At 61.9% G+C, this 26,753-nt stretch carries 22 protein-coding genes and 1 pseudogene; 16 read left to right on the top strand and 7 right to left on the bottom strand.

Annotation, left to right across the window (positions count from 1 at the left end; translation table 11 throughout):
- Positions 1 to 216 precede the first annotated feature (216 nt).
- The 3 genes and pseudogenes from B0G76_RS18725 to B0G76_RS42915 form a co-directional block, all read right to left on the bottom strand.
- Positions 217 to 8,825 (bottom strand): annotated as a pseudogene (locus B0G76_RS18725) (GH36-type glycosyl hydrolase domain-containing protein).
- A complete protein-coding gene (locus B0G76_RS43870; protein ID WP_259460625.1) occupies positions 8,822 to 8,950 on the bottom strand; it encodes a hypothetical protein in 129 nt (42 codons plus the stop codon). Before B0G76_RS43870 ends, B0G76_RS18725 begins: the two are co-directional and overlap by 4 nt.
- Positions 8,951 to 9,289: 339 nt before the next feature.
- A complete protein-coding gene (locus B0G76_RS42915; RefSeq protein ID WP_183082085.1) occupies positions 9,290 to 9,430 on the bottom strand; it encodes a hypothetical protein in 141 nt (46 codons plus the stop codon).
- Positions 9,431 to 9,913: 483 nt separating this feature from the next.
- On the opposite strand from B0G76_RS42915, the gene B0G76_RS18715 reads away from it, so the two are divergent.
- The 4 genes from B0G76_RS18715 to B0G76_RS18705 all read left to right on the top strand — a co-directional run bounded on the left by B0G76_RS18715 (position 9,914) and on the right by B0G76_RS18705 (position 11,469).
- Positions 9,914 to 10,201, top strand: coding sequence for a DUF1488 domain-containing protein (locus tag B0G76_RS18715; RefSeq protein ID WP_120293905.1), 288 nt, complete (start codon positions 9,914 to 9,916; stop codon positions 10,199 to 10,201).
- Between the two features lie 159 nt (positions 10,202 to 10,360).
- Positions 10,361 to 10,771, top strand: a complete 411-nt coding sequence (locus tag B0G76_RS43865; RefSeq protein WP_259460624.1) for a transposase — start codon at positions 10,361 to 10,363, stop codon at positions 10,769 to 10,771.
- The gene (locus B0G76_RS43860; protein WP_259460843.1) at positions 10,663 to 11,178 is read left to right on the top strand and encodes an IS5 family transposase; all 516 of its coding nucleotides are present in this window, start codon (positions 10,663 to 10,665) and stop codon (positions 11,176 to 11,178) included. Before B0G76_RS43865 ends, B0G76_RS43860 begins: the two co-directional genes overlap by 109 nt.
- A gap of 156 nt (positions 11,179 to 11,334) precedes the next feature.
- Positions 11,335 to 11,469, top strand: a complete 135-nt coding sequence (locus B0G76_RS18705; RefSeq protein WP_120296523.1) for an entericidin A/B family lipoprotein — start codon at positions 11,335 to 11,337, stop codon at positions 11,467 to 11,469.
- A gap of 402 nt (positions 11,470 to 11,871) precedes the next feature.
- On the opposite strand, the gene B0G76_RS18695 is transcribed toward B0G76_RS18705, so the two are convergent.
- On the bottom strand, positions 11,872 to 12,078 hold the full coding sequence (locus B0G76_RS18695) for a hypothetical protein (RefSeq protein WP_120293902.1): 207 nt from the start codon (positions 12,076 to 12,078) through the stop codon (positions 11,872 to 11,874).
- A gap of 721 nt (positions 12,079 to 12,799) precedes the next feature.
- Here B0G76_RS18695 and B0G76_RS18685 point away from each other — a divergent pair.
- The 12 genes from B0G76_RS18685 to B0G76_RS18630 all read left to right on the top strand — a co-directional run bounded on the left by B0G76_RS18685 (position 12,800) and on the right by B0G76_RS18630 (position 24,963).
- Positions 12,800 to 15,172, top strand: a complete 2,373-nt coding sequence (locus B0G76_RS18685) for a bifunctional salicylyl-CoA 5-hydroxylase/oxidoreductase (protein ID WP_120293901.1) — start codon at positions 12,800 to 12,802, stop codon at positions 15,170 to 15,172.
- On the top strand, positions 15,169 to 15,942 hold the full coding sequence (locus B0G76_RS18680) for an SDR family NAD(P)-dependent oxidoreductase (RefSeq protein WP_120293900.1): 774 nt from the start codon (positions 15,169 to 15,171) through the stop codon (positions 15,940 to 15,942). Before B0G76_RS18685 ends, B0G76_RS18680 begins: the two co-directional genes overlap by 4 nt.
- Positions 15,939 to 16,496, top strand: coding sequence for a MarR family winged helix-turn-helix transcriptional regulator (locus B0G76_RS18675; protein WP_120293899.1), 558 nt, complete (start codon positions 15,939 to 15,941; stop codon positions 16,494 to 16,496). The genes B0G76_RS18680 and B0G76_RS18675 overlap by 4 nt, the downstream gene beginning before the upstream one ends.
- Before the next feature lie 26 nt (positions 16,497 to 16,522).
- Complete coding sequence (locus tag B0G76_RS18670; protein ID WP_120293898.1) at positions 16,523 to 17,374, top strand: enoyl-CoA hydratase family protein; 852 nt, start codon at positions 16,523 to 16,525, stop codon at positions 17,372 to 17,374.
- 19 nt (positions 17,375 to 17,393) lie between these two features.
- Positions 17,394 to 18,584, top strand: a complete 1,191-nt coding sequence (locus B0G76_RS18665) for an acyl-CoA dehydrogenase family protein (protein WP_120293897.1) — start codon at positions 17,394 to 17,396, stop codon at positions 18,582 to 18,584.
- A complete protein-coding gene (locus B0G76_RS18660; RefSeq protein WP_120293896.1) occupies positions 18,581 to 19,024 on the top strand; it encodes a thioesterase family protein in 444 nt (147 codons plus the stop codon). The genes B0G76_RS18665 and B0G76_RS18660 overlap by 4 nt, the downstream gene beginning before the upstream one ends.
- Positions 19,021 to 19,416 carry a RidA family protein gene (locus B0G76_RS18655; RefSeq protein WP_120293895.1) on the top strand — a complete coding sequence of 132 codons (396 nt, stop codon included), beginning with the start codon at positions 19,021 to 19,023 and terminating at the stop codon, positions 19,414 to 19,416. Before B0G76_RS18660 ends, B0G76_RS18655 begins: the two co-directional genes overlap by 4 nt.
- Positions 19,417 to 19,495: 79 nt before the next feature.
- Positions 19,496 to 21,136, top strand: coding sequence for an AMP-binding protein (locus tag B0G76_RS18650; protein ID WP_120293894.1), 1,641 nt, complete (start codon positions 19,496 to 19,498; stop codon positions 21,134 to 21,136).
- Between the two features lie 98 nt (positions 21,137 to 21,234).
- On the top strand, positions 21,235 to 21,912 hold the full coding sequence (locus B0G76_RS18645; protein ID WP_120293893.1) for a glutathione S-transferase: 678 nt from the start codon (positions 21,235 to 21,237) through the stop codon (positions 21,910 to 21,912).
- Positions 21,913 to 22,091: 179 nt separating this feature from the next.
- Positions 22,092 to 23,591: a DHA2 family efflux MFS transporter permease subunit gene (locus B0G76_RS18640; protein ID WP_120293892.1), complete on the top strand. Its 1,500-nt coding sequence runs from the start codon at positions 22,092 to 22,094 to the stop codon at positions 23,589 to 23,591.
- A gap of 46 nt (positions 23,592 to 23,637) precedes the next feature.
- Complete coding sequence (locus tag B0G76_RS18635; RefSeq protein ID WP_120293891.1) at positions 23,638 to 23,997, top strand: nuclear transport factor 2 family protein; 360 nt, start codon at positions 23,638 to 23,640, stop codon at positions 23,995 to 23,997.
- Positions 23,998 to 24,129: 132 nt separating this feature from the next.
- Positions 24,130 to 24,963 (top strand): AraC family transcriptional regulator, encoded by an 834-nt coding sequence (locus B0G76_RS18630; RefSeq protein WP_120293890.1) that lies wholly within the window; start codon positions 24,130 to 24,132, stop codon positions 24,961 to 24,963.
- A 142-nt stretch (positions 24,964 to 25,105) separates the two neighbouring features.
- On the opposite strand, the gene B0G76_RS18625 is transcribed toward B0G76_RS18630, so the two are convergent.
- The 3 genes from B0G76_RS18625 to B0G76_RS18615 all read right to left on the bottom strand — a co-directional run bounded on the left by B0G76_RS18625 (position 25,106) and on the right by B0G76_RS18615 (position 26,613).
- Positions 25,106 to 25,522, bottom strand: a complete 417-nt coding sequence (locus B0G76_RS18625) for a hypothetical protein (protein WP_120293889.1) — start codon at positions 25,520 to 25,522, stop codon at positions 25,106 to 25,108.
- 81 nt (positions 25,523 to 25,603) lie between these two features.
- Positions 25,604 to 26,155 carry an IS630 family transposase gene (locus tag B0G76_RS18620; protein WP_120289909.1) on the bottom strand — a complete coding sequence of 184 codons (552 nt, stop codon included), beginning with the start codon at positions 26,153 to 26,155 and terminating at the stop codon, positions 25,604 to 25,606.
- Positions 26,152 to 26,613 carry a helix-turn-helix domain-containing protein gene (locus B0G76_RS18615; RefSeq protein ID WP_259460486.1) on the bottom strand — a complete coding sequence of 154 codons (462 nt, stop codon included), beginning with the start codon at positions 26,611 to 26,613 and terminating at the stop codon, positions 26,152 to 26,154. The genes B0G76_RS18620 and B0G76_RS18615 overlap by 4 nt, the downstream gene beginning before the upstream one ends.
- Positions 26,614 to 26,753 lie beyond the last annotated feature (140 nt).

Here is a 26,753-nt window from a genome sequence, read left to right as displayed (position 1 = left end):
GCGTTGGGTGTGCTGAGACCGGGCGATGTCGCCAATGAACACGTCCCGGCGGCGTAAATACAATCTCCCGGCGCGGCTTTCCCCTAGCCAGGTAACGCCCGTCAGAGTTCAAGTACCAAATCAGAGGTAGGACGGCTGCAACACAAAAGGCGGAAACCTTTCGCGACTTCCCTGTCGCGAATCCCTGCCGAGCAGGTCACTCAGCGCTTATGGTCGTCACACGACCTGCACGCCGGAGTTCACGTCTTCACTCACGCCGAAGCAAAGCGAAATCAGGAGCTTATGCGACCCGGCATCAAGCGGCACGCGCACCCGTCCATCACCACACTCGACACTCGCGCCGTCGAGCACCGCGTGCATCGCACCGCTCTCGTTAGCGGATTCGACGCGGACCTCATACCGCGTCGAATGCATCGTCACGGTTGCCTCAAATCCCGGCCATGTGTCCGGAATACAAGGATCGACCACTAGAAAATCCCCCTCGCGACAAATCCCAAGAATGCCCTCGACACCCGCCCGGTACATCCATCCAGCGGATCCCGTGTACCAGGTCCAGCGACCGCGCCCGGCATGTGGCGCCACGGAATAAACATCGGCGGCAACGACATAGGGCTCGACCTTGTAGCGATCGACTTCCATCGGTGTGCGCGCATGATTGACCGGATTGAGCAGTGAAAACAGCGCGGCGGCCTTGTTGCCATCGCCCATTTTTGTCAATGCGAGGATCGCCCACATCGCCGCGTGGCTATACTGCCCGCCGTTTTCACGCAGACCCGGCGGATAGCCCTTGATATAGCCGGGATCGTGCGACGTTTTATCGAACGGCGGCGTGAACAGCAAAGCAAGCCCGTCGTCGCGACGGATAAGGTGCTTTTCCAGCGACTTCATCGCCAGCGCCGCGCGCGCTGGATCTGCCGCGCCTGATAGCACAGCCCACGACTGTGCAATCGAATCGATCTGACACTCGTCACTGTTTTTCGAGCCAAGCCACGTGCCGTCATCGAAAGTCGCGCGGCGATACCATTCGCCGTCCCACGCCTCGCGCTCCAGCGCCTCGCGCACCGAGGCCGCATGAGCGCGCCAGCGCGCAGCCCGCGCAACAGAGGCCGCATCGCGCGATTCAGCCAGGGGGGCGAACAACTCGATAGTCCGCAATAGCAGCCAGCCGAGCCAAACGCTTTCTCCCTTGCCGCTCGCGCCGACGCGATTCATCGCATCGTTCCAGTCGCCTGCGCCGATCAGAGGCAAGCCATGCTCGCCGGTCAGTTCGATGCATTGATCCAGGCCGCGCGCGCAATGTTCGAACAGTGACGCTGATTCATCTGCGACCATCGGCTGGAAGAACGCATCGTGCTCGCTGGGCTGCAGTGGCGGTCCGTCGAGAAATGGCACGATCTCGTCGAGAATCGCGACGTCACCCGCGCAGCCGACGTACGTCGCCGTCGCGAACGCGAGCCACACTCGGTCATCGGAAATCCGCGTGCGCACACCTTGCCCCGACTGGGGCAACCACCAATGCTGGAAATCGCCTTCGACGAACTGCCGCGCCGCGGCGCGCAGCAAATGCAGCCGTGTCTCGTCCGGCTGCACATGGGTGAGCGCCATGCCGTCCTGCAATTGGTCACGGAACCCGTAGGCACCGCTCGCCTGATAGAACGCCGAGCGCGCCCAGGTACGGCACGCGAGAGTCTGATACAGCAGCCAGCCGTTTAGCATCAGGTCCATCGCGCGGTCGGGGGTCTTCACCTGGACGCTACCGAGCACGTTCTGCCAGTGGCTCGTCACCTCGGCGAGGACAGCGTCGAGATCGGCCTTGCGATAGCGCTCGATCAACGCCCGCGCCTCTTCGAGGCCAACGCACTGCCCGACGAACGACACCACCTCGACGATCTCGTCCACGCCCAGCTCAATCATGCCCTGCAACGCTGCGCATGGATCGAGGCCCGCGCCGGTCGCGCCAGACAGCGGCGCGTTGCCGGTCAGCGCGGTGGGCGCCGCAGTCCGACCATTGCGGCCGAGAAATTCGGTGCGATCCGCCGTCCACGCGGTCTGCTGGCCGCCGAGGTCGGCGAACGCGACGCGCCCCGCGAACCCGATACTCCACGGATTGCGCGCCAGCATCGCGCCGGTAGCGGAGTCGATTTCCGTCACGATGAAGGGTCCCGATGCACTGCGCGATGTGCCAAGCACCCATTCCATCCACGTCGTCACGGACAGACGGCGCGGCATACCGGACAGATTGCGCAACGTCAGCCGGGAAATCTTCACCGGGTCGGCGAGCGGCACGTATTGCAGCAAGTCGAGCGCGATGCCATTCGCCTCGTGTTCGAAGCGACTGTAGCCATGCCCGTGACGCGCGATATATGTCCCACCATCGCGGACCGGCAGCGCGGTGGCGCCCCATACATCGCCGGTGACTTCGTCGCGCACATAGATGGCATCGCCGGCGGGGTCTTCGACCGGATCGTTCGACCACGGCGTGAGTTGATTCTCACGGCTGTTTTCGGCCCACGTGTAGCCGCTGCCTTCGGCCGCGACCTGAAAGCCGAAGCCGGGGTTCGCGATCACGTTGATCCACGGCGCGGGCGTCGTCGCACCTGCCACGAGCACGGTCACGTATTCCTGGCCATCCTTATCGAAACCGCCCAGGCCGTTGAAGAACTCGAGCTTCGGCGGAACAGACGAAAGCTCGCGAGGCGGACGAGGCGGCGCGGGCCATGGCGACGACATCGGCGGCTTCGGCCGACGCAGCGCCGACGGCTGGCCCTGCGACTGCGGCAATCGGGCGAGCTGGTCGGCGATTGAACCGCGACGCGCGAGCAACGCGACACGCGCGATCGATTGCAGCAGCGCACGCGCCTCCACGCTCATCAAATCGGCGCGCAGCGTAAAGACCGCCCCTTGCGCGAGTTCTTCGCCGAAACGCGGCCGCGACTGGCTGCTGCGCACGGCGGTTTCGATCGCACCCTGCAATTCCTGGATATACGACGAAGCGCGTTCGTTGACGATGACGAGATCGACGCTCAACCGCTTCATCCGCCAGTACTCGTGTGCCCTCAATAACTGCCAGACCTGCGCGATGTCTTCGACGTCGTCGATAAGCAGTAGCACGATCGGCAGATCGCCGGAAATCGCGTGCGGCCAGAGTCCCGACTGCGCGCCGGCCCCGCGAATGATCGCGTCCGACGGTGCCCTGAAACGCCGATCGGCGTAGATAATCGGCGCGGCGAGGCGCTGAAAATCCGCCGCCTCTTCGGCTTCGACATCGAGATGGCGCAACTGCACCTGAGCCTGCGTCCAGGCTAGCGTCTTGGCGCGATCGAACGCGTTGCGGTCATGGTGTTGGTCGACCAGATCGAGCAGCAGCGCTCGCGACTCGGCCACTACTGTCCAGAACGTCACGCGTGCGACCTTGCCCGGCGGCACCAGCACGCGATACCTGAGCGCAAAGACGGGATCGAGTACAGTCCCGGCGGTGTTGGTCAACGGCTGATCGTTGAATATCGCCGCCGCCGTGCCCGCCTTGCGCTCGCGCCCCAGAAAGCGCGCGCGATCCGATTCGAATTGCGGATCGGCGACGATCTCGCCGTCGACAACGGCGAAATGCGCAGCCCACAACTGCTTTTCGTCATGCGAACGTGGACGGCGCGTCGCCACCAGCGCGCCAAATTCTGCGAGGTGCTCGGTCTGGACAAACATCCGCGAAAAGGCCGGATGCGCATTGTCCGCGGCGGGCGTCGCGAGCACGATTTCGGCGTAGGAAGTCAGTTCAATCTCGCGCGCGCGGCGTCCGCTGTTCGCCAACGACACGCGGCGCACTCCGCTGTCTGCTTCGCCGGAAACCAGCACATCCATCGTCGTTGTCAACGAGCCGTCGCGGCGGATGAATTCCGCATGGTCCTCGCCGAACACAACCTCTTCGTACTCGGCTTCGCTGCCCACCGGCTGTGCGCCTGCCGACCACACGTGGCCGCTCTGCGTATCGCGCAGGAAGATAAAGGAGCCCCAGTCGTCGCGGGTGGCGTCTTCGCGCCAGCGCGTCACCGCAATATCGCGCCAACGGCTGTAACCGCCGCCGGTCGCAGTCAGCATGACCGCGTAGCGTCCGTTCGACAACAGGTGTGTCACCGGGGCTGCGCCAGCCACCGCCGACGCGGCGAGGCGCCGTACGGTCCGCGGCACAACGCCGGCGACGGCTGCTGACGTGTTCACTTCCTCGGCACGGGGGTGCGCCACGGCGACATTTCGCGGCATGCGTTCCTGCAACAGCAGTTCGCACGCCTGGATCATGGGTTCGCGATGGAAACGCACACGCATCTGTGCGTCGAGCAACGTGTTCGCGATCGACACGATCGTCATGCCCTGGTGATGCGCCATGAAATTGCGCACGATCGCCACATCCTCGTTGTCGGGTAGCCGCGTGCGGGTGAAATCGAGCGCTTCGTAGAAACCATAGCGACCCAGCGCGCCCAGCGCGGCAAGCTGCCCATAGTTCTGTCGCGCGGCCTGCGGGTCGACCATCGCAGCTAGCCCCGTCGCATACGGCGCGATCACGCGGTTCTCTGAAAGCCCGCGCTTGAGGCCGAGACCGGGCACGCCGAAATTCGAATACTGGTAGGTGAATTCGATGTCGCGAGCGTTGTACGCCGATTCCGAAATGCCCCACGGAATGCCAAGCGAACGCCCATACGAGGCTTGCCGTTCCACCACCAGACGGCTCGTCTGCTCGAGCAGGCTGCCGACCGGCGCGCGCATCACCAGCGACGGCATCAGGTATTCGAACATCGACCCCGACCACGAGATCAGCGCCGAGCCGTTGCCAATCGGCGTCGCGGCGCGACCGAGGCGGAACCAGTGGCGCGTCGTCACGTCACCATTTCGCGATGGCGAACAGGCTCGCGAGGCGCGCTTCGGACGCCAGCAGGTCGTAGCAGTTCAGGTCGAGGCTGTTGTCGGATTGCGAATAGCCGATCGATAGCAGCTTGCGTTCCGGATCGAGCAGGAACGCAAAGTCCATGTCGAGCGCCATCGCTCGCGAGGTATCGGCGAGCGACTTCAAGCGTGCCTGCAGAAGATCCGGTGCCTCGGCCAGTTATTGCCGGTCGCGGGCATGTTCGACGACGCTTTTGCTCAACGCGTCGATCCAGAACATCAGGTCGGCAGAACTGTCGTCGCCGCCGGCGGGCACGAGTTCACGCGTCGCCTTCGCGGCCTTTTCCGTCAGCCGCGTGAGCGACGGCGACAGCGCTTCGAGCGTCTGCGGGCCGCGCAACTGCGTGCTGATCTCTTCGAGGATCGCAACCAGCTGCCTGCCACGTTCACCGCCTGCGGCGGGCAGCGCGTCGATGGCTTCTCGTGCAAGTTGCAGGTGGTCCATCATCCCGGGCCGCGCAGCCGGCGCAAGCAAGTCATGCGGCCACTCTTCGCACGCGTTGGCGAGGACGATCAGATGACCCGCCAGATTGGCGCTATCGATCGACGAAACATACGCCGGCGCCAGCACCTGGAGATCGAGCGTCCCGTACCAGTTATAGAAATGCCCCTTGAAACGCGCGAGCTTGTGCATCGAAGCGAACGCCGCTTCAAGCCGTTCGACAGTTTCCGTCGTCCCCGCCCAGCCGAAATCGCGTGCGGCAATCGCCGACAGCAGATAGAGCCCAAGGTTGGTCGGCGAGGTGCGGTGCGCGACAACCGGTTTCGGGTCTTCCTGGAAGTTGTCAGGCGGCAGCATGTTTTCTGCTGGCGTAACGAAGGTCTCGAAGAAACGCCACGTGCGTCGCGCGATGAGGCGAAGGCTGCGCGCGTCCAGGTCCGCCATCGCGAAACGCCGCGCGACGGTCGGCGAACGGCTCGACCACAGCGCGAGCGCCGGCTCGGCTAGTCATAACAGCGCAAACGGCAGCACGAGCGGCCAGTGCGACGGAGCGAACGCGATCGCACCAGCCGGCAGCATGAGGCCGAGCGCAACACCACCTGTCATCTGCGGATAAAAGCCGCGCAGATCGAGACGAGGGCTGCCCTTCGACTGCGCAGCGGTCGTCCATTCGAGCAGTCGGCGATGTGTCACGAACAACCGCATCAGCGTCCGGACGATCGCATCGCCCATGCGCCACGCCTGGTCAGCGAGGAACGCGGCCGACAGAAAAGTTTGCAAGGCCGCGAGCCGCACGTCGGCGGCCAGCACGTCCAGATGATTGCGCAGATGGATGCCGCTGCGGCGCGGCAGGATCGCGAACAGCGTCGGCAGGAAAGCGGGAATCGCGAGCGCACCTAGCACCGGCAGCGCGCCTGCCATCCCGGCGCGGATCGGCATCAGCCAGCATAGGCCGAGCGCGGCGACCATGAAGGGGGCGAGCAGCGAACGGCGCAAATTGTCGAGCATCTTGAAGCGGCCGATCGACGGCATCGCATGTCGGTCGCGGCCACGATGGCCGACGATCCACGGCAGCAATTGCCAGTCGCCACGCGTCCAGCGATGCTGCCGCTTGCCAATCACGTCGTAACGCGACGGCACTTCCTCGACCACTTCGACATCCGACGCTAGCCCGGCGCGCGCAAAAATCCCTTCGAACAGATCGTGACTGAGCAGCGCGTTTTCGGGCACGCGTCCATGCAAAGCCGCTTCAAACGCATCGACGTCGTAGATGCCCTTGCCGGTATACGATCCTTCTCCGAACAGGTCCTGGTAGACGTCGGACACAGCCGCCGCATACGGGTCCATCCCACCTGGGCCGGAGAAGACGCGCTGATGCAGCGATCCTTCCTGGCCCACAGGCAGCGACGGTGTGACACGTGGCTGCAGAATCGCGTAACCGTTGACGACGCGTTGTTCAGCGTCGCTGAATGTCGACCGGTTCAGCGGATGCGCCATCTTGCCGATCAGCCGCAACGCGGCGTCTCGTGGCAGACGCGTATCGGCGTCGAGTGTGATGACGTAGCGCACGTCGGACGGCACCTGCGGCGCACGGCCGGCGATCGACATGAAGGTCGTATCCGTCGCGCCGCGCAGGAGCCGGTTGAGTTCGTGCAACTTGCCGCGCTTGCGTTCCCAGCCCATCCATTTGTTCTCGCTCGCGTTGAACACGCGGCGGCGGTGTAGCAGCAGGAAACGGCTGCCGCTCGGGCCTGGCTCATAACGGCGGTTCAGTGCTTCGATGGCGTCGGCGGCCACGGCGAGCAGATGCGCGTCGCCCGCCAGCACTTCCTGATCCGCATCGAGCCCGTCCGCCAGCAACGCAAAGGACAGGTCGCCACCGGCTCCCGCGAGGTGATGCACCTCAAGACGTTCGACCTGCTCGCGCAGACCGGCAACGCTCGTCAGGAGCGTCGGCACGGCGACCAGCGTACGCAACGACGACGGCACGCCGGCAGTCAGTTCGAGACCCGGCAACGTGATCGCGCCGAAACTCAATGTCACCGCACGATTGATGAGCGCGGTCGCGATCTCGGTGACGGGCAGGAATCCGCATACGGCAAACAGCGCGAGTATCCCGGCTTCGAGACCGCGTGGCGCCAGTGTCCACATTGCCCACAACACCAGCGCCATTAACGTCATGGCGACCGTCAGGATCGTGCCGACGTAGCCGCCGATGCCGAGGCGGATGTTGAACCGCGTTATCCGCAGACGCGCTGGCGGACGGAAGTCGATCGCCTGCTCCAGTGCGCGCCGGCCTTCGGTGATCAGGTGATAGCCAGGGTCGCCGGCGCGTTCCGCATGCGCGGCATCGCCTGCTGCCAGTACCGCCGCCTGCGTCGATTCCAGCGCCAGCCCGGCGACTTCGAGTTCGGTGAAGGACGGGCCGCGCGCCAGTTGCTCGATCGCACTGCGATACAGATTGCGCGTCGGAAAATCCATCGTGGCAAAGCGGCTTCCCGCGCGCAACCGGGCGTCGACGAGACTCACTTCCTCGAACAGTTCCGCCCAGTCGATGTCGGAAATCAGCCGCATGCTGGTGATCACATTGCGCACGGTGACGTTCGACGCACCCTGTCGCTGCTGCGCGTGCTGCACGACTTCATCGATGGAGGCGCCCCGAAGCCTGAGGCGCTCTTCCAGCCACCCAAGTGCCGGCGTGGTGCGCGGATCCTGGTCACGCAGCCGTTTAACGAGCTGTGCGGCGAACAGCTCCGACAACAGGCCAGAGGAGCGCGTGGAAATGTCCGCTTCGAGCGCCGAGCGGGCGCTACCCGATTCGAGCAGACGGTCCGTGAGTGCGTCGGCGTCGGCGCGTGCGCTGCGGCCTGCGGTGATCTGGTCAGTCAGGCGTCGCAGGTTCTCGATCAGCACAATGCGCAACGTGATCGCCACGGCCCACAATTCGCCGATCGTGAGCGGCTGAACCCGCTGATAAGCGCTGATGAAACGCCGCAAGATTTGCGGGTCGAAGTGACTGTCGGTGTGCGCAACGAACGCCCACGCGAGACCAAATACGCGCGGATAGCCGGCGAACGGGCCAGCAGCAAGCTTGGGCAACTGACGGTAGTAGCCGTGCGGCAAGCCGTCGCGAATTTCGCGAATCTGCTCCTCGACGAGGTGATAGTTGTCGAGCAGCCATTCCGCGGCGGGCACCACGCCCCGGCCGCTCTCCAGTTCTTCGACGCTCGCACGGTAGTGCCGCGAGCAGGACAGCGGCATTGTCGTTCAGTCTCGTGTGCAGGGATAAAACGGCGGGCGGTGTCTTCGTTACCGGTTGCGCGGCAGCGAGGCTCTCCGCGTGTTGCTCGAGCCGTTCGACGCCGAACAGCTCCTCGCGCACCGGCGCGATGTCAGTCCACGGCGGCGACGGCGAGCGATGTCCCGCGACATATCGAAGGATCGCGTTCACAGGCGCACTTCCTGCGACGTCGGTGAGTTCGGCAGGGTGGACTGGTCGCCGTGGCGTGCCATGTTAGCGGCGCGCGCATCGTTCCCCAGCGCTGTATCGCTGGACAGTTCATCGAGTTGGGACATGATCGGATCTTCCTTCGGGGAGGCCGGCCCACGCGTCTCGCGTGGGCGCAGACCTCCGGGCTGTGTGGCTCAATTCCAGGGATGCGGGTGGACGCGCGAGGAACCGTCAGGATGAAAAGCAGGCGTACAGCTTCTGCGGGCATGGTCAGCGATGACGCCACGCGTGAACCGTTAGCTGTCGTTTAGTGGCGCGCTAATACGTCGGACGAGCTTCGCTCAGATCGACGCGGCGATGAACGAGGGACAGGAGCCGCTGCGCGGCCCTGTAGACGCAGTTCCTGGCTGAATACGGGGAAAGGATGGAGCAGAAAGGACGCGGATCCGCGCCCCGGGTGCCTCTTATTTCTTCTTCGCCGGTGTGTTGGCCGCCGCGGTCTTCGGCGCAATCACCGAGGAAACGCCCGCCGTAGGAGAGATCACCTTTTTGGGTTGCTTAGGCTTTTTAGCCTCGCGGTTACCGCGCATCGTGCTCTTTGCCAACCTGTTTCTCCTGATTTTCCGGTCGCGAAAGCGACAGCCATGTCGCGCAGTGTGGGCGCATCTGGTCATTCTGTCGCGATTTTTATTTGTCGAGCACCGTGTACGCTTGAACGGATGGAACGGTGAGGGCGATATGCCGACCTGGCTTAAACGTGTCCAGCAGCTCGGTGTAGATATCGATTTCTCTGCTGTCCGGACATGCATAAACGTTTCGGAAAACTGAACTCCGAGGATTTCAGGTACAAAAAGACGTCGGCGCCAGCCAAAGGGTATACAGTGGGGAAACTGGTCGCCCACGAGCGACCTCCTGCTTCGGGGCCCCATCATGCGATCGCAACTCAAACCTGCTTCGGCTGCAATTGGCAGCGAGAGCGAGTACGCCGTCGAACGCAGGACGCGCGTTCATATACTCGACACAGCGGATGCTCTGAGAGCAAAGAAAAGACGCTTCAGTTACGCCACGATCGACTCTAACGCCAGTAAGTGGCGCTACTCGGCCGTGTGCGAGAAAAGCTGATCGCGGTGCTTCAATTTCCCAACCCCAGCCGTAGCTACGATGCCTCCCGACATTGCGTGTGTTTCTGGGGGTACGACAATTCGCGCGAAATCACCTTCATGGTCGACGACGCCATCCTCAGAAATCTGCAACCTGGCGTTGGATCCGACGAAAAGTCGGTGCTTGGTGCCTTTGACGAGTTTCGCGAAAAGGTTCTCGAAATCGCAAAGAAGCAGTATGCCGGCGGTCCGCAGAATCGGTATTTGATTTCATGAGCTACAGCCCTGTCGCGAGAATGCTTCCGGATCTGCCAATTCCCGGCTTCGTGGAGCGCCCTGCACACCCTTAAATGGCCAGTTCAAAAAGAGCCCGAAAGGGCTGTTTACTTTTCCACGAAACGGTTAACCTTGGATGCCTGAACAACGGATCAAGGAATGCCGGCACCTATCATCGATGACGAACTGTGGGCACTGATCGAACCGCTACTTCCACCGCCCAAACCGCGACGCAGGCGGTACCCTGGACGGCTGCCGGTCTCGGACTGTGCAGCACTCAATGGCATCCTGCTCGTGCTGAAGACAGGGATGCGATGGAACCATCTCCCGACCCGCCTGGGCTTCGGCTCTGGAGCGACTTGCTGGCGTCGGTTGCACGGCTGGCAGCAGGCCGGAGTGTGGGACAAGCTGCACGGGCTACTGCTCGACAAGCTGCGCGAATCTGGCCAGCTCGATTTCTCATATGCGGCTGTCGATTCATCGTCCGTGCGAGCCGTTGGGGCGGGCCAAAAACTGGGCCAAACCCCACCGATCGCGCACGACCAGGGTCCAAACACCACGTCCTCGTAGACGCGAACGGCGTTCCTGTCAGCGTGATCGTGACCGGCGCGAACCGCAACGATGTCACGCAACTGCTGCCGCTGGTCGACGCTATCCCGCCGATTCGCGGCACTCGTGGCCGACCGCTTCGCAAGCCCAAGGTCATCTACGCCGACCGTGGCTACGACTCCGACTCGCATCGCCGCAGACTTCGCGAGCGTGGCATCAGACCGGTCATCGCCAGGCGCCGCACCGAACACGGCAGCGGCCTCGGCAAGTTCCGTTGGGTCGTCGAACGGACTCATTCGTGGCTCCATGGTTTCCGTCGTCTTCGCATTCGCTTCGAACGCCGATCTGACATTCATGAAGCATTCCTCAAACTAGCCTGCTCACTCGTCTGCTGGAACATCTTCAGCCGAACTGAGCGCCCTTTTTGAACTGGCCTCTTAGGGGCGACGTCGTTTGGGTTCCGACGGCGATCAGGGGTGCCACCATCGCCTGTGCCGCGCTGGCCCGGATAGGTGCACGGCACCCACGCATGTTCCGGCTCGCCACCGCCTGCCGCCACCAAAAATCTGTGGAAGGAGAACAACATGACGCGACTCATTGCTCTGTTTCTGATCGCCGGTACCGCGTTCCTCGCGGGCTGCAACACCGTTGCGGGTGCGGGCGAAGACATTTCGAAGGGCGGCCAGGCCATCCATAACACGGCCGAGCAAGCCAAATAGCCAACGCTTGCGCTACGGGCCAGTCGTTCAACATTGTGCTCTACGTTGTCGGGCGCACGTTTGTCAGACAGTGGCGAATACTCGCGGCGCCTGTCACCGGATTTGAAGACGCTGTGACCGGGACGTCAACGCTTCGCTGTGCGTCCCAGTGACCGTCGAGCGGTGGCCTTGCCTGTTATCAATGCGCGCTCGACTTCATCGAATACATTAAGCAGTCGGGTTACGCGCCTGTTTCCACCGGGAAGCAGGCCCTGCTGCGTCGACAGCGACGAAACGCGACGTCGCCAGTACGCTAGCGCGAGCGGATTTCCGTGCACAAGTAACGGAATGATCCGTTCGAGATGCGTCAGGTCTATTTCGAATTGGTTACTCGACATCAGGATCCTTATGAGTCGCCGACGTTCAAGGTCGCATAAAGCTGCCTCCAGCAGCCAGCCATTTTCTGGCGTGCCTGGCCCATTGCTTCGGCGCTCTGTACTGAATCCCTTCGGCGACTCGCTTTTCATTTTCCGGGGCCACCGGCATGCCATCATCCGTCGCATTCGCCGCGGCCTCTCTTTGCCTCCTGCTTTCTGCCAGTTCTTCGGCATTTACCTGGTCATCAATCATGATGCACTCCTACTATGGAAAAAAGTGGTTCGCCAACAGGCGGTTGGCGCCGCCCTCGATAGTCGGGACGACGCGACACATCGTAAGTTCGGGTTTGATTCCTGACGCCCGTCGTAGCGCGAGCGGTGTCATCCGTCCACGAACACCTACCGGGAAACCGGCGTACAGAACAATTGCCCTTCGTATCGGTTCTCAAGTTCGTGTACGGCAGCCAGCGCAATGAACATGGAGCGAGTCAAGTGACGTTCTTTCGCTATCGCCCGCGGTAGTGGGACTTACCGTGTCGAACAACGCTGCCTGGCGCAGAGCCTTGACCCCGGTGAACGGAATGGTGTCGATTCGCACGATCGATGACAACGGCCTTGGACCGTTGGCATACGGGTCACGATGCAGCGGGAATACCTGGTGAGAGTACGCACGTAGCTCCTACCGTTGGTATTCGATGATGGGAATGGTCATGATGACGCGCTCCTTAAGCAATACTGACCGTCATGGAACCATGCCTGTCCGGATGCGAAAAAAACGCGGCCAGATACATCTGGATCATTTCACCATGCGCTCAATTCCGTCGAAAAGCAAACTAAGTCGTTTCACTCCGACCGACTTTATTTCTTCCGACCAACCCACTCCCCCACCTCAGATTCCGCTCAACATTTACTTGACATCTAAACTATCTAAGCCTAAATTACATTCCAGAGCAAATGTCCACGTGGGAGCGATCATGCGAATTGTCTGTATCGGCGGCGGCCCGGCCGGCTTGTACTTCGGTCTGTTGATGAAGAGCCGGAACCCGGCGTATGACGTCACGGTGGTCGAGCGCAATCATCCCTATGACACCTTCGGCTGGGGCGTGGTTTTCTCCGACCAGACGCTAGGCAATCTGCGTGCCGCCGACGCCCCGAGCGCGAACGCGATTCTCGACGCCTTCAATCACTGGGACGACATCGAAATCAATTTCCGCGGCAGCCAGATTCGCTCGTCGGGTCACGGCTTCTGCGGCATCGGCCGCAAACGTCTGCTGAATATCCTGCAGGCGCGCTGCGAAGAACTGGGCGTCAAGCTGGTTTTCGAAACCCAGGTGACGGACGACTCCGCCTACGAAGCCGACCTGATCATCGCCTGCGACGGCGCCAACAGCGCAATCCGTCAAAAGCACACGGCCACCTACAAGCCCGCGATCGACATGCGCGATTGCCGCTTCGTCTGGCTCGGCACCAAAAAGCTCTTCGACGCCTTCACGTTCGCCTTCGAAGAAACCGAGTTCGGCTGGTTCCAGGCCCACGCCTATCGTTTCGACGATCAAACCTCCACGTTTATCGTAGAAACGCCGGAGCACGTGTGGCGCGCCGCCGGTCTCGACGAAATGAGCAAGGAAGACAGCATCGCGTTCTGCGAGAAACTGTTCGCCAAGTATCTGGACGGCAATGCGTTGCTATCGAACGCCGCGCATTTGCGCGGGTCGTCGCAGTGGATTCGCTTCCCGCGCGTCGTCAACGAAGAATGGGTGCATTGGCGCAGAAACGCCGACGGCACACAAACGCCGCTCGTGCTCATGGGCGACGCGGCGCACACCGCGCACTTCTCGATTGGCTCGGGCACCAAGCTCGCGCTCGAAGATTCGATCGAACTCGCCAACAGCATGAGCGCGCATCCGGGTGATTTGCCCGCCGCGTTGAAGCACTACACGGACGTCCGCAGTATCGACGTACTGCGCATTCAGAATGCCGCGCGCAATTCGACTGAGTGGTTCGAACACGTCGACCGCTATACATCGTTCGAACCGGAACAGTTCGCGTATTCGTTGCTTACGCGCTCGCAGCGGATTTCGCACGAAAATTTGCGGGAGCGTGACGCAAGCTATCTCTCCACGTTCGAAGACTGGCTCGCCCACCGCTCAGGCGTCGACCGCGCGCCAGAACAACACTCCGTTCCGCCGATGTTCACGCCCTTCAAGTTGCGCGGCGTCACGCTGAAAAACCGCGTGATCGTCTCGCCCATGGCGCAATACTCGGCTGTCGACGGCATCGCCGGCGACTATCACCTCATGCATCTCGGTGCCCGCGCCATGGGCGGAGCCGCGCTGGTCATGACGGAAATGACCTGCGTATCGCCCGAAGCGCGCATCACTCTCGCGTGTCCCGGCATGTACGCGCCGGAACATCTCACGGCGTGGAAGCGCATTGTCGATCTCGTGCACCGGCAGTCGGACGCAAAGATCGGAATTCAGCTTGGGCACTCGGGCGCCAAAGGCTCGACACGCGTTTCGTGGGAAGGCATCGACCAGCCACTTGACGAGGGGAATTGGCCGCTAGTGTCCGCTTCGCCGCAACAATACTTGAGCGGCGTCAGTCAGGTCTCGCATGAAGCCACGCGGGACGAACTGGACGAAATCGAAGCGCAATTCGTGCGCGCCACGCAAATGTCCGCGGAAGCCGGCTTCGACTGGCTCGAACTGCACTGCGCACACGGCTACTTTCTGTCGAGCTTCCTGTCGCCGTTGACCAACCAACGCACCGACGAATACGGCGGCTCGCTCGACAATCGTCTGCGCTACCCGTTGCAGGTCTTCAAGGCGATCCGCGCAGTCTGGCCGCAAGACAAGCCGATTTCCGTGCGCATCTCCGCTAACGACTGGGTGGAAGGCGGCACCACGCCTGACGACGCCGTGCACATTGCGCGTGCCTTCAAAGCCGCCGGCGCCGACATGATCGACGTCTCGTCGGGCCAGGTCAGCAAGCAGGAAAAACCTGTGTTCGGCCGCATGTTCCAGACACCGTTCGCCGACCGTGTGCGCAACGAAGCCGGCATCGCCACGATTGCCGTCGGCGCGATCTCGGAAGCGGATCACGTGAACAGCATCATCGCGGCGGGCCGCGCGGATCTTTGCGCGATTGCGCGTCCGCATCTGGCCAATCCGTCATGGACCTTGAACGAGGCCGCAAAAATCGGCTATTTCGATGTGACGTGGCCAAAGCCCTATACGGCAGCCAAGTCGCAACTCGAACGCAATCTCGAACGTGAACGTGCCCAGGCTGCGGCGAACGCAGGCCTGTCGGCACAAGAACGCGCGCAACGCGCAGAGGGAACGTCGTGAACACGCCCATCACAACGCTCGCTGGACAACACGCTGTCGTCACAGGCGGCGGCAGCGGCATCGGCGCGGCGGTGGCCGAAGCGCTGCTGCGTGCCGGTGCGCGCGTCACCTTGATGGGGCGCAACGCACAACGTCTCGAAGCGCAGCGGGAGAAATTCAACGGACTCGGCGAAGTCGCCTGCATCAGCGTCGACGTCACCAGCGAAGAATCGGTCGAGCAAGCCTTCGCGCAAGCCGGCGCAATCGACATCCTCGTCAACAACGCCGGCCAGGCGCAAGCCGCGCCCTTCACTCACACCGACATGGCGCTCTGGCAGCGCATGCTCGACGTGAATCTCACCGGCGTGTTCCTCGGCACGCGCGCCGTGTTGCCTGGCATGCTTGAACGAGGCCATGGCCGCATCGTCAATGTCGCGAGCACGGCGGGGCAAATCGGCTATGCGTACGTCGCGGCATATTGCGCGGCGAAGCACGGTGTAATCGGCCTGACGCGTTCGCTCGCACTGGAAGTCGCGACGAAAGGCATCACCGTCAATGCCGTGTGTCCCGGCTACACGGAGACCGAGTTGCTTCACGCGTCGCTCGAACAGATCACCAGCAAGACCTCGCGCACCGAACAACAGGCGCGCGAAACCTTGCTTCGCTCGAATCCGCAACGTCGCTTCGTCAGCCCGGAGCAAGTCGCCAACGCCGTGCTTTGGCTCTGCCAACCCGGCTCGGACGCGATCACGGGCCAATCCATTTCCATCTCCGGTGGAGAAGTAATGTGACCAAGTCAACGAACATCAACAAGCCCGTGCCGGGCGACGTCAAGCCGGCGCGCAAAGGCGTCGCGAAACCCGCGGAGAACGTCGTGGATCTGGAAATGAGCACCGGCGCCGATAGTCACATGGGCCTGCGTTTATGGCTGCGCATGCTGACCACGACCAATCTTGTGCAAGCCGAATTGCGCAAGCGCCTGCGTAACGAATTCGACACCACGTTGCCGCGTTTCGATTTGATGGCACAACTCGAGCGTCATCCGGAAGGATTGAAAATGACCGAGCTATCGCGCCGTTTGATGGTGACGGGCGGCAACGTGACCGGCATTACGGATCAGCTCGAAAAAGAAGGCCTGGTTTCACGCGACACCGATCCGAACGACCGCCGTTCGATCAACGTGTGTCTAACTCCGGCAGGCCGCAGAGCGTTCGACAAGATGGCGATCGCGCATGAGCAATGGGTCGTCGAAATGTTCGGCGGCTTAAGCCTCGACGAAAAATCGCGCACCCATCAGCGCCTTGGCAAACTCAAGAACCATCTGCTCGACGGTCTGAAAGACTGATCCGCACCGAATCGGAGAAAACACTCATGACACGATCCAACACCGACGCGCTACTGGCCGGCAACCGTCTGACGCTCGCCGGTTACGAAGCGCAGCACTTCGGCTGGTCGGTCGCCGACAAGGTCGCGACGATCACGCTGAACCGTCCCGAACGCAAGAACCCGCTGACGTTCGAATCGTACGCGGAGTTGCGTGATCTATTCCGGCAACTCGCCTACGCAACCGACGTGAAGGCGGTCGTGATTCACGGCGCAGGCGAGAACTTCTGCTCCGGCGGCGACGTGCACGACATCATCGCACCGCTGATCGATCTGCCGATGCCGGAACTGCTGCTGTTCACGCGCATGACCGGCGACCTGGTCAAAGCGATGCGTCATTGCCCGCAACCCATCATCGCCGCCGTCGACGGCGTATGCGCCGGCGCCGGTGCGATTCTGGCGATGTCGTCCGATATGCGCCTCGGCACCGCGCGCAGCAAGCTCGCGTTTCTGTTTTCGCGCGTCGGTCTCGCGGGTTGCGATATGGGCGCCTGCGCGATCCTGCCGCGCATCATCGGTCAGGGGCGCGCCGCCGAATTGCTGTTCACCGGCCGCTCGGCGAGTGGCGACGAAGGCTACGCATGGGGTTTCTATAACCGCCTGTGCGAACCGGCTGTGCTCCTCGCGGACGCGCAAAAGCTCGCCGCCGATCTCGTCGCCGGTCCGACTTTCGCACACGGCATCACGAAGACGATGCTGCACCAGGAATGGAGCATGAGCATCGACGAAGCGATCGAGTCGGAAGCGCAAGCCCAGGCGATCTGCATGAGCACGCGCGATTTCGAACGTGCGTATAGCGCGTTTGCCGCGAAGTCGCGCCCGGTGTTCGAGGGAGATTGAATTGAGCACTCACAGCGAAATGGATCTGCACAGCGCGCTGGCCTGGCCTTTTTTCGAACCGCGCCATCGCGAACTGGCTGCGGGTATCGAAGCATGGTGCCGCGAGAATCTCTCGCACGTAGCGCACGATGACGTCGATGCGACCTGCCGCCACCTCGTCCGCGAACTCGGTTCGGCAGGCTGGCTGAAATACGGCGTCGGCGGCGTTGCCTATGGCGGGAATGGCGACACCATCGATACACGCGCCGTGTGCCTGCTGCGCGAAACCCTCGCCAAACATTTCGGACTCGCGGATTTCGCCTTAGCGATGCAAGGACTCGGCTCGGGCGCGATCTCGCTCGGCGGCACGCATGAGCAAAAGTCGCGCTACTTGCCGCGCGTCGCAAACGGCACGGCCATCGCCGCCTTCGCTTTGTCGGAACCGGAAGCGGGCTCGGACGTTGCCGCGATGTCCCTCTCAGCGCGCGAAAACGGCGACTTCTACGTACTCGACGGCGACAAGACGTGGATCTCCAACGGCGGCATCGCTGATTTCTACGTGGTGTTCGCGAGAACCGGCGAAGCGCCGGGCGCACGCGGCATTACCGCCTTCATCGTGGATGCCGACACGCCGGGTCTGGAGATTGCCGAACGCATCGACGTGATCGCGCCGCATCCGCTCGCGCGTCTGCATTTTGCCGGTGCACGCGTGCCGCGCAGCCAGATGCTCGGCGCGCCCGGCGAGGGGTTCAAGCTCGCGATGCGTACGCTGGATATTTTTCGCACGTCGGTGGCGGCGGCTTCCTTGGGTTTCGCGCGTCATGCCATGGCTGAAGGCCTTTCGCGTGCGTCGTCGCGCAAAATGTTCGGACAGACGCTCGGCGATTTCCAGCTGACGCAAGCCAAACTCGCCCAGATGGCATTGACGATCGACAGCAGCGCGTTGCTGGTCTATCGCGCGGCCTGGCTGCGCGATCAGGGCGAAAACGTCACGCGTGAAGCCGCGATGGCCAAGTGGCACGCCAGCGAAGGCGCGCAACAAGTGATCGACGCCGCCGTGCAACTCTATGGCGGCATGGGCGTGCAAAGCGGCACAGCCGTCGAGATGTTGTACCGCGAAATTCGTGCGTTGCGGATCTATGAAGGCGCGACCGAAGTGCAACAGTTGATTGTCGGCCGCGACCTCCTGAAGGCCCACGCCGCGGAAACCGCCAAGGACGCAGCGAAATGAACACGACCTTCGAAAGACCGGTCCGCGTCCGTTTCCAGCACTGCGATCCGGCCGGCATCGTGTTCTTTCCGCAATATCTGGTGATGACCAACGCCCTGGTCGAAGACTGGTTCAACGAAGGCCTGCGGATCGACTATGCGCAGATGATCGCGCAACGCCGCATCGGCCTGCCGATCGTCAAACTCGATTGCGAGTTTTCGCGGCCGAGCCAGATGGGTGAAACGATCACGCTATCACTCACTGTCACGAAGGTGGGGCGGCGCTCGATCAATCTCGAGATCGTCGGCCGGCACGGTAACGAAACCCGCTTCAGCGCGAAGCAGGTGCTGGTCACAACATCGCTGGAAAGCGGCACATCCATCGACATTCCCGACGACATCGCGAGCGCACTCGCGAGGTTCGCCCCACAGCCTGAATCCATCGAGGCGCATCGCTCATGAAAAAAACTCTCCTTCCCGCCGGTTGGATCAAGCCGCGCGGCTACGCAAACGGCGTCGCGGCAACCGGTACGCAAGTGTTCATTGCCGGCCAGATCGGCTGGGACGAACAGGCGCGTTTTCAGACCACCGACTTCGCGCAACAAGCGATCCAGGCGCTCAAGAACATCCTCGCCGTCCTGCACGAAGCGGGCGGCAGACCCGAACATCTGGTCCGCTTGACGTGGTACGTCACGGACAAGCGCGAATACCTCGCTTCGCTAAAAGATATCGGCCGTGCCTTTCGCGAACTGATCGGCGACTACGACATCGCGATGAGCGCGGTCCAGGTCGTCGCCTTGATCGAAGACGAAGCCAAGGTCGAAATCGAAGCGACGGCAGTCGTTCCGCTTTAAGCACACGCAGCACACGAAGCACGAAAGCCACCAAGCCAACTGAAGCGCAATCAGCCGGCTCATTGCCCGGGAGAACATGATGGAACCGTCAGCACACGTCGATACCTTCGCGCGCGACAATCTTCCGCCGCAGGATCAATGGCCTGTTTTTCTGCTCGACAACCCGGACGTGGCTTACCCGGCGCGCTTCAATTGCGCGACGGAATTACTCGACAGGACGATCGAAGCGGGACATCAGGACCGTCCAGCGATCTGGTCGGAGGTAGATGGCAAACCGCAGGCAACCACGTATGGCGAGTTGCTGGCCCTGGTGAATCGAAGCGCGCATGTGCTGATCGATGAGATGGGTTTGCAGCCGGGCAATCGCGTGTTGCTGCGCGGTCCGAACACCTTGCATATGGCGGTGACGGCGCTCGCCGCGCTGAAGGCCGGCCTCGTAGTGGTGCCCACCATGCCGCTGCTGCGCGCAAAAGAACTCAAGCAGATCATCGAGAAGGCGCAAGTCAGCGTCGCGCTATGCGACGCACGCCTGACCGATGAACTCGCGCGCTGCAACAATCCACAGGACGAGTTCTATTGCGCGTGCCTGAAGCAAACACGCCTGTTTCATGACGACTCCGCGGATTCGCTCGACACGCTCGCGATCAACAAGCCGGACCACTTCACTGCATGCGACACCGCCGCTGACGACGTCTGTCTGATCGCCTTCACCAGCGGCACGACGGGCGCACCGAAAGGCTGTATGCATTTTCATCGCGACGTTCTGGCGATGTGCGATCTGTTTCCGCGTCATGTTTTAAAGCCTTCATCGAGCGATATCTTTTGCGGCACGCCGCCACTCGCCTTCACCTTCGGCCTTGGCGGCATGCTGTGCTTTCCACTGCGCGCGGGTGCGTCGACAGTGCTGATCGAGCGCCTCACGCCCGAGACCTTGCTGCAAGCCGTCGAACGCTTTCACGCAACGATGATGTTCACCGCGCCGACGTTCTATCGGCAAATGGCGCCGCTCGTGGTGCATCACGACGTTTCAAGCCTGAAGAAAACCGTCTCGGCGGGAGAGGCGTTGCCGGATTCAACGCGTCGTTTATGGCACGACGCAACCGGCATCGACATGATCGACGGGATCGGCGGCACGGAGTTGATTCATATTTTCATCTCGGCGCATGGCGATGAAATTCGTCCGAATGCGATCGGTCGCGCGGTGCCGGGCTATGTCGTGCAAGCCGTGGACGACGCTATGCAGCCCGTGGCGCCCGGCACGATCGGCAAACTCGCGGTACGTGGACCGACGGGCTGCCGCTATCTCGCCGACGCAAGGCAAACGAACTTCGTTCGCGACGGCTGGAACCTTCCCGGCGACTCGGTCTATCTCGACGAAGACGGCTACGTGTTTTATCAAGCCCGCGCCGACGACATGATCGTCTCCGCCGGTTACAACATCTCCGGGCCCGAAGTGGAAAGCGTGCTGCTGCAACACGAGGCGGTGGCCGAATGCGGCGTGATCGGCGTGCCCGACGAAACGCGCGGGCAGATCGTCAAAGCTTTCGTGGTGCTAAACCCGGGCTATACGCCGGACGACACACTGGTCGCGCAACTGCAGGATTTCGTGAAGAACAGCGTGGCGCCGTATAAATACCCGCGCATGATCTCCTTCATCAAGTCGCTGCCGCGCACCGAAACGGGCAAGCTCAAACGCTTTGAATTGCGTACGCTCGTGTAGCACCGTAGCCCTTCTTCGAAGGGGGAGGATAAGTAGAGCCACACCTCGGCGCAATATCCCTATGATGTGACGCTTCACTGGCCAACTTCCCTCGACCCATGCTGATCGTCCATCATCTGAACAACTCCCGCTCGCAACGCGTGTTGTGGCTGCTCGAAGAACTCGGCGTTCCGTACGAGATCAAGCGCTACGAGCGAGACCCGAAAACGATGCTGGCGCCGCCTGAGTTGCGCGCGGTGCATCCGCTCGGCAAGTCGCCCGTCATCACTGACGACGGCCAGACTCTCGCCGAGTCGGGCGCGATCATCGAGTATCTGGTCGGCAAGTACGGTCAGGGCCGCTTCGCGCCGGCAGCAGGCACACCCGAGCATCTGCGCTACACTTACTGGATGCACTACGCGGAAGGCTCGGCGATGCCGCCACTGCTGCTCAAGCTGATCGCCCTGCGCATCGCCAGCGCGCCCATGCCGTTCTTCGCCAAACCGATCGCCCGCAAGATCGCCTTCACGCTGCAATCGAGTTTCATCGATCCGCAATTGAAGCTGCACCTCGGCTACATCAATAAGGAATTGGGCGCGACCGGTTGGTTTGTGGGCAACGATTTCACCGCGGCCGATGTTCAGATGAGCTTTCCGCTCGAAGCTGCCACCGCACGCGGCGGCATGGAAGGACAGATTCCCGCCGTCGTCGATTTCCTGAAACGCATTCACGCGCGGCCGGCCTATCAGCGGGCGTTGGAGCGCGGCGGCAAGTACGAACTGCTGCATGGCGATTGACGGCCCATGCCGCCCAGGAATTCGTAGTTGTGGATCAAAAGTCGCGGGTGCTAGACTAAAATTTCCCATTGCCATCAACGGGTTGCCGACCGGGTTTCCGACTTCGTGCCGAGCGGCTACGCGTCCGGCATACGCTCGTACCCGACTGCACCGTTTGATCAAGGCAAAGGAGCCCCTGCATGACCCATTCCATCCACGGCAACAAACGCTGGCTGGCGCTGATCGTTCTGTGCCTCGGCGTGCTCATGATCGTGCTCGATACGACCATCGTGAACGTTGCGTTGCCGTCGATCGCCGCGGACCTCGGCTTTAGTGAGACCTCGCTGGTGTGGGTGGTCAATGCGTACATGCTCACCTTCGGCGGCTGCCTGCTGCTTGGCGGGCGGCTCGGCGATCTTTACGGGCACCGCAAGCTGTTCCTCGGCGGCATTACGCTGTTCACGCTGGCCTCGCTCGCCTGCGGCATGGCGAATTCGCAAATCCTGCTGGTGTGCGCGCGTGCCGTGCAGGGTCTGGGTGGTGCGGTCGTTTCCGCTGTTTCACTGTCGCTGATCATGAATCTGTTCACCGAGACCGGCGAACGGGCCAAAGCGATGGGCGTGTACGGCTTCGTCTGTGCGGGGGGCGGCAGCATCGGTGTGTTGCTCGGCGGCCTCCTGACCAATCTGCTGAGCTGGCACTGGATCTTTCTCGTCAACCTGCCGATTGGCATCGCCGTCTACGCGCTGTGCGTCGCGCTCCTGCCGTCGGCGCGCGGTCATGCGCATGGCGAACGGCTCGACGTGGCCGGTGCGGTGACAGTCACCGCTTCGCTAATGCTTGCCGTGTACGCCGTCGTGAATGGCAATGAAGCTGGCTGGACCTCGGTACAGACGCTCGGCCTGCTATTCGCCGCGCTCGCGTTGCTGGCCATATTTCTCATTATCGAAGCACGCGTGCAGCATCCGTTGATGCCGCTCGGTCTGTTCCGCTTGCGCAATGTCGCAACCGCAAATGTGGTCGGCGTGCTTTGGGCGGCGGCGATGTTCGCATGGTTCTTCATCTCCGCGTTGTATCTGCAGCGCGTGCTCGGTTACCGGCCTTTGCAGGTCGGGCTCGCGTTTTTACCGGCCAATCTGATCATGGCGTTCTTTTCGTTGGGACTGTCGGCGCGTGTGGTGATGCGCTTCGGTCTGCGCATTCCGCTTGCTGCCGGGTTGCTCGTCGCGGCGTGTGGCCTCGCGCTGTTCGCGCGGGCACCGGTCAACGGCAACTTCGTGCTCGACGTGCTGCCCGGCATGATCCTGCTCGGCTTCGGCGCGGGCATCGCGTTCAATCCCTTGCTGCTGGCCGCCATGAGCGACGTCGATCCGAGCGATTCGGGTCTCGCCTCCGGTATCGTCAATACGTCGTTCATGATGGGGGGCGCACTCGGCCTCGCGGTGCTCGCAAGTCTCGCGGCCGCGCGCAGCAACGCGATGCAGGCTTCTGAAAGCGCCGCGGCCGCGCTCAATAGCGGCTACCACGTGGCGTTTCTGTTCGGCGCGATCTTCGCGGCGGCGGCCGGTGTGCTGGGCGGTTTGCTATTGCGCCCGGGACAGCCAGCCAGCGCTCAAGCGGGCGCACACGGTCACGGCGCGTCTTCTGCCTCGGAACATCCTCACGCGGCCGGCAACGAGGCGGCGACAGAAAACTATTGACCTGCGCGGGGCATCTACGAAGCACGCATACGAAGGAGCTCACATCATGGCCACCGGCACCGACGTTTCCACGCTTATCCGCGACTACTTCGCCGCGTACGAACGCAAAGACCGCGGCGCAATCGAGCCGCTGCTCAGCGACGACTTCACCTTCAGCAGCCCGCGCGACGACCACCTCAGCAAAGCGGCCTACTTCGAACACTGCGGGCCGTTCAACGAACAGATCGAACGCATCCACATCGACAAGCTGTTCGTTGAAGACAACGAGGCATTTGTCACGTACGCCTGCAAGCCGAAAGGTCGCACGGCGTTTCGCAATACCGAGTTCATTCGCACGAGGAATGGTCAGATTGTTGAAGCGACGGTGTATTTCGGTTCGCCGGCCGACGATGTTTCGTCTACCTGAGCGTGCTGCAATGACAGCCGAGCAAGGCCGATCGCGAAGCCATCCGAGAAATCAACTACAAAACCGCAAGCGCGATCAAATACGCCGGATGTTGCCTGGCTATGCTGGCTTCATGCAAACATGAGAGCCGATATGAACCCCGTTGGAAAGGCGCTCTGGTTTATCGAAAGCCATTTTGCCCGCGAGTTGACGCTCGACGACATCGCCAACTGCGGATGCGTGTCGCGCTTTCACCTGGCGCGTGCTTTCGAAGCGGCCACCGGGTTTTCGGTGATGCGCTATGTTCGCACGCGCCGCTTGAGTGAAGCGGCACGACGGCTCGCCGATGGTGCCCCCGACATCCTGACGGTCGCCGTCGACGCCGGTTACGGTTCTCACGAAGCATTCACGCGGGCGTTTCGCGAGCAATTCGGACTCACACCCGAAGCGCTGCGCGCGCGTGGTCACCTCGACAACCTTGCTATCTTGGAGCCGATCAAAATGGACGAAACCCTTCTCGCACATCTCGAACCGCCGCGTTTCGAAGACGGCAAACCGTTGCTCGTCGCGGGCCTGAGCGAGCGCTATACGAGCGAAACCTGCGCCGCGATTCCATCGCAGTGGCAGCGCTTTGGCGACTACTTCGGCAGAATACCGGGCCAGGTCGGCAAGGTGGCGTATGGCGTCTGCTACAACGCTGACGACGCCGGCAATATCGACTATCTGACCGGCGTCGAAGTCGGCGACTTCTCAGCATTGCCTGCCGAGCTGAGCCGCTTGCGCATTTCCCCGCAGCGCTATGCGGTGTTCAGCCACCGCGAACATATCGCGGCAGTACGGCGCACCTGGAACACGATCTGGAATCAATGGCTGCCGACGTCGGGACATATTCCCGCCGATGCACCGAATTTCGAGCGCTATGACGAGAAGTTCGATCCGGTCAGCGGCATGGGCGGGTTAGAAATCTGGCTGCCGTTGAAGGCTTGATTGGAGGGGGGCGGGTTGCCTGACCCGCCCACTCCGGACGTGGGCGCGAACGTCTATGTGTATGCGCTGAGCTCTCGCCGGCCTTGCTCGATCGCCTGGTGTGACGCGAGACCGGTTGTGGCACCGCGTCGGCTGTTGACGTTCAGGCGCTTTCCGATGACGGGCTTGTGAGCTGTGTCGCAATTGCGGTGATCGCAGGTTCTTTCGCTCTCTGCGATGCCTCTGCAAGCAGGTTTGCCGCATGGAGTGCCGTGATGCGGCCTTGCGGCACACCCTTTGCGTCGAGCGCAATCACCTGGTACAGCTCGCGGTCGCATTCGAGTTCCTGCTGATATTGCTCCGCCGTGTCCACCAGCAATTCAAGAAGCATCTGACGAAGTCGTCTTTCTTCGAGCGTGATGGAAGGATTCCTACGTATCGAAGACGCAAGTGTGATCAAGGTATCCAGTTGACCCAGGTGCCGATCGCATAAATCGAATGCCGAGAGGGCAAGCTTTTCGTACTGAAGTGCGTCGACAGGCGGACGCGAAGCCGGTTGATTCTTGATGGACTTGCTCATGGTGCGATCTCCCTGTTACTTCTTGGATCGCCCGACGCTCGCCTGGGAAGCGGGTGAGCGGGCACGAAGCGGGTTAAGTGTTCACGAAAATCTGATTTGAAAATCTGAGCCGAATCCGTCGAGCAGTTTTTTGACCTCGGCATCGATGGTTTCCTTGGTCCAGGTGACGAAGCCGCGCCAGTGATACTTGGCGTGCTTCCAGAGGATTTCGATGAGATTCAGTTCGGGGCTGTAGGGCGGCAGATAGAACAGCACCATGCGATGTTCGAGAAACCATCGGTCGATTGTTTCCTGATCGATGTTGTGATGGATCGAGGCGTTGTCGAGCACCACTACGGTCGTCAGACCGGGCGTGCTTTTCCGCGCGATCTGCTCAAGGAATTGCACGACATCGGGGCGTTTGATCGTGGTCTTGCTGGTGTGATACGTCAGCAGGTTGGCGCCGAAATCCAGTGCACCAAGGACGGAGCGTTTGCAGTGCGGTTGCGGGAACACACGATGCGGTTCGCCGATGGGCGACCAGCCGCGCTGCACCGGGGGCGAAGCACTGAACCCCGATTGATCAAAGTAGAACAGCTGGCACGCACCGTCGAGTGCGGCCTGCTGTAGCTTCGCGAGGGTGGAGGCCTTCACGGCGAACTCCTCGGGGTTACGCTTTTTTTGAGCGAATAGCGACCACGCTTGTAGGAAAACCCCGCTCGTTTGAGCGCAGTCGACAAGGTATCCAGGCGGCAGGGAAACGGCACACCATGAGCTTCTTCAACGCGCTGCGCAATCTGTCTGAGCGTCATCAATTCGGCGCTGGCCGCCTCGATGGCGGTGGCGATCATGGCTTCAGACAACGAACGGGGACGTCCGCCTTTATGACCGACCAGCAGCCCACATATGCCGGATTCCCGCCACGCGCGCGCCCAGTTGTAGACCGACTGCCCGCTCACGCTGAGCTGCGCAGCCACTTCAGTCAGTTTGATCTTGCGGCCGAGCATCATCACGCCCGCGGCCCGGATGCGCATGTCGCGATGCTGGTGGTTCAACGACATCTGTTGCAAGGTCTTTTCCTCGGCTTCGCTCAGCTCTACAACACACTTCATCTGGACTCCGGCGCAATGGGTTCGCCGAAGTTAACAAAATTCAAACGCGTTTACCAGCAACACTTAGCAGACCGGGACACAAACAAACCGGCGAGCCTTGCAGCTCCCCACCACGGCCCGCCCATTGAAATATAGACGTG

Source organism: Paraburkholderia sp. BL23I1N1 (assembly GCF_003610295.1).
Lineage (GTDB): Bacteria > Pseudomonadota > Gammaproteobacteria > Burkholderiales > Burkholderiaceae > Paraburkholderia.
Note: the sequence above shows the minus strand (reverse complement) of the source record. Positions and strands in the feature narration are given on the sequence as shown.

Bases quoted from the DNA above. Each gene is read 5' to 3' on its own strand.
- B0G76_RS43870 (WP_259460625.1), bottom strand. From the start codon at position 8,950: ATGTCCCAACTCGATGAACTGTCCAGCGATACAGCGCTGGGGAACGAT.
- B0G76_RS43865 (WP_259460624.1), top strand. From the start codon at position 10,361: ATGCCGGCACCTATCATCGATGACGAACTGTGGGCACTGATCGAACCG.
- B0G76_RS18705 (WP_120296523.1), top strand. From the start codon at position 11,335: ATGACGCGACTCATTGCTCTGTTTCTGATCGCCGGTACCGCGTTCCTC.
- B0G76_RS18695 (WP_120293902.1), bottom strand. From the start codon at position 12,078: ATGATTGATGACCAGGTAAATGCCGAAGAACTGGCAGAAAGCAGGAGG.
- B0G76_RS18685 (WP_120293901.1), top strand. From the start codon at position 12,800: ATGCGAATTGTCTGTATCGGCGGCGGCCCGGCCGGCTTGTACTTCGGT.
- B0G76_RS18670 (WP_120293898.1), top strand. From the start codon at position 16,523: ATGACACGATCCAACACCGACGCGCTACTGGCCGGCAACCGTCTGACG.
- B0G76_RS18665 (WP_120293897.1), top strand. From the start codon at position 17,394: ATGGATCTGCACAGCGCGCTGGCCTGGCCTTTTTTCGAACCGCGCCAT.
- B0G76_RS18660 (WP_120293896.1), top strand. From the start codon at position 18,581: ATGAACACGACCTTCGAAAGACCGGTCCGCGTCCGTTTCCAGCACTGC.
- B0G76_RS18655 (WP_120293895.1), top strand. From the start codon at position 19,021: ATGAAAAAAACTCTCCTTCCCGCCGGTTGGATCAAGCCGCGCGGCTAC.
- B0G76_RS18650 (WP_120293894.1), top strand. From the start codon at position 19,496: ATGGAACCGTCAGCACACGTCGATACCTTCGCGCGCGACAATCTTCCG.
- B0G76_RS18645 (WP_120293893.1), top strand. From the start codon at position 21,235: ATGCTGATCGTCCATCATCTGAACAACTCCCGCTCGCAACGCGTGTTG.
- B0G76_RS18640 (WP_120293892.1), top strand. From the start codon at position 22,092: ATGACCCATTCCATCCACGGCAACAAACGCTGGCTGGCGCTGATCGTT.
- B0G76_RS18635 (WP_120293891.1), top strand. From the start codon at position 23,638: ATGGCCACCGGCACCGACGTTTCCACGCTTATCCGCGACTACTTCGCC.
- B0G76_RS18630 (WP_120293890.1), top strand. From the start codon at position 24,130: ATGAACCCCGTTGGAAAGGCGCTCTGGTTTATCGAAAGCCATTTTGCC.
- B0G76_RS18625 (WP_120293889.1), bottom strand. From the start codon at position 25,522: ATGAGCAAGTCCATCAAGAATCAACCGGCTTCGCGTCCGCCTGTCGAC.
- B0G76_RS18615 (WP_259460486.1), bottom strand. From the start codon at position 26,613: ATGAAGTGTGTTGTAGAGCTGAGCGAAGCCGAGGAAAAGACCTTGCAA.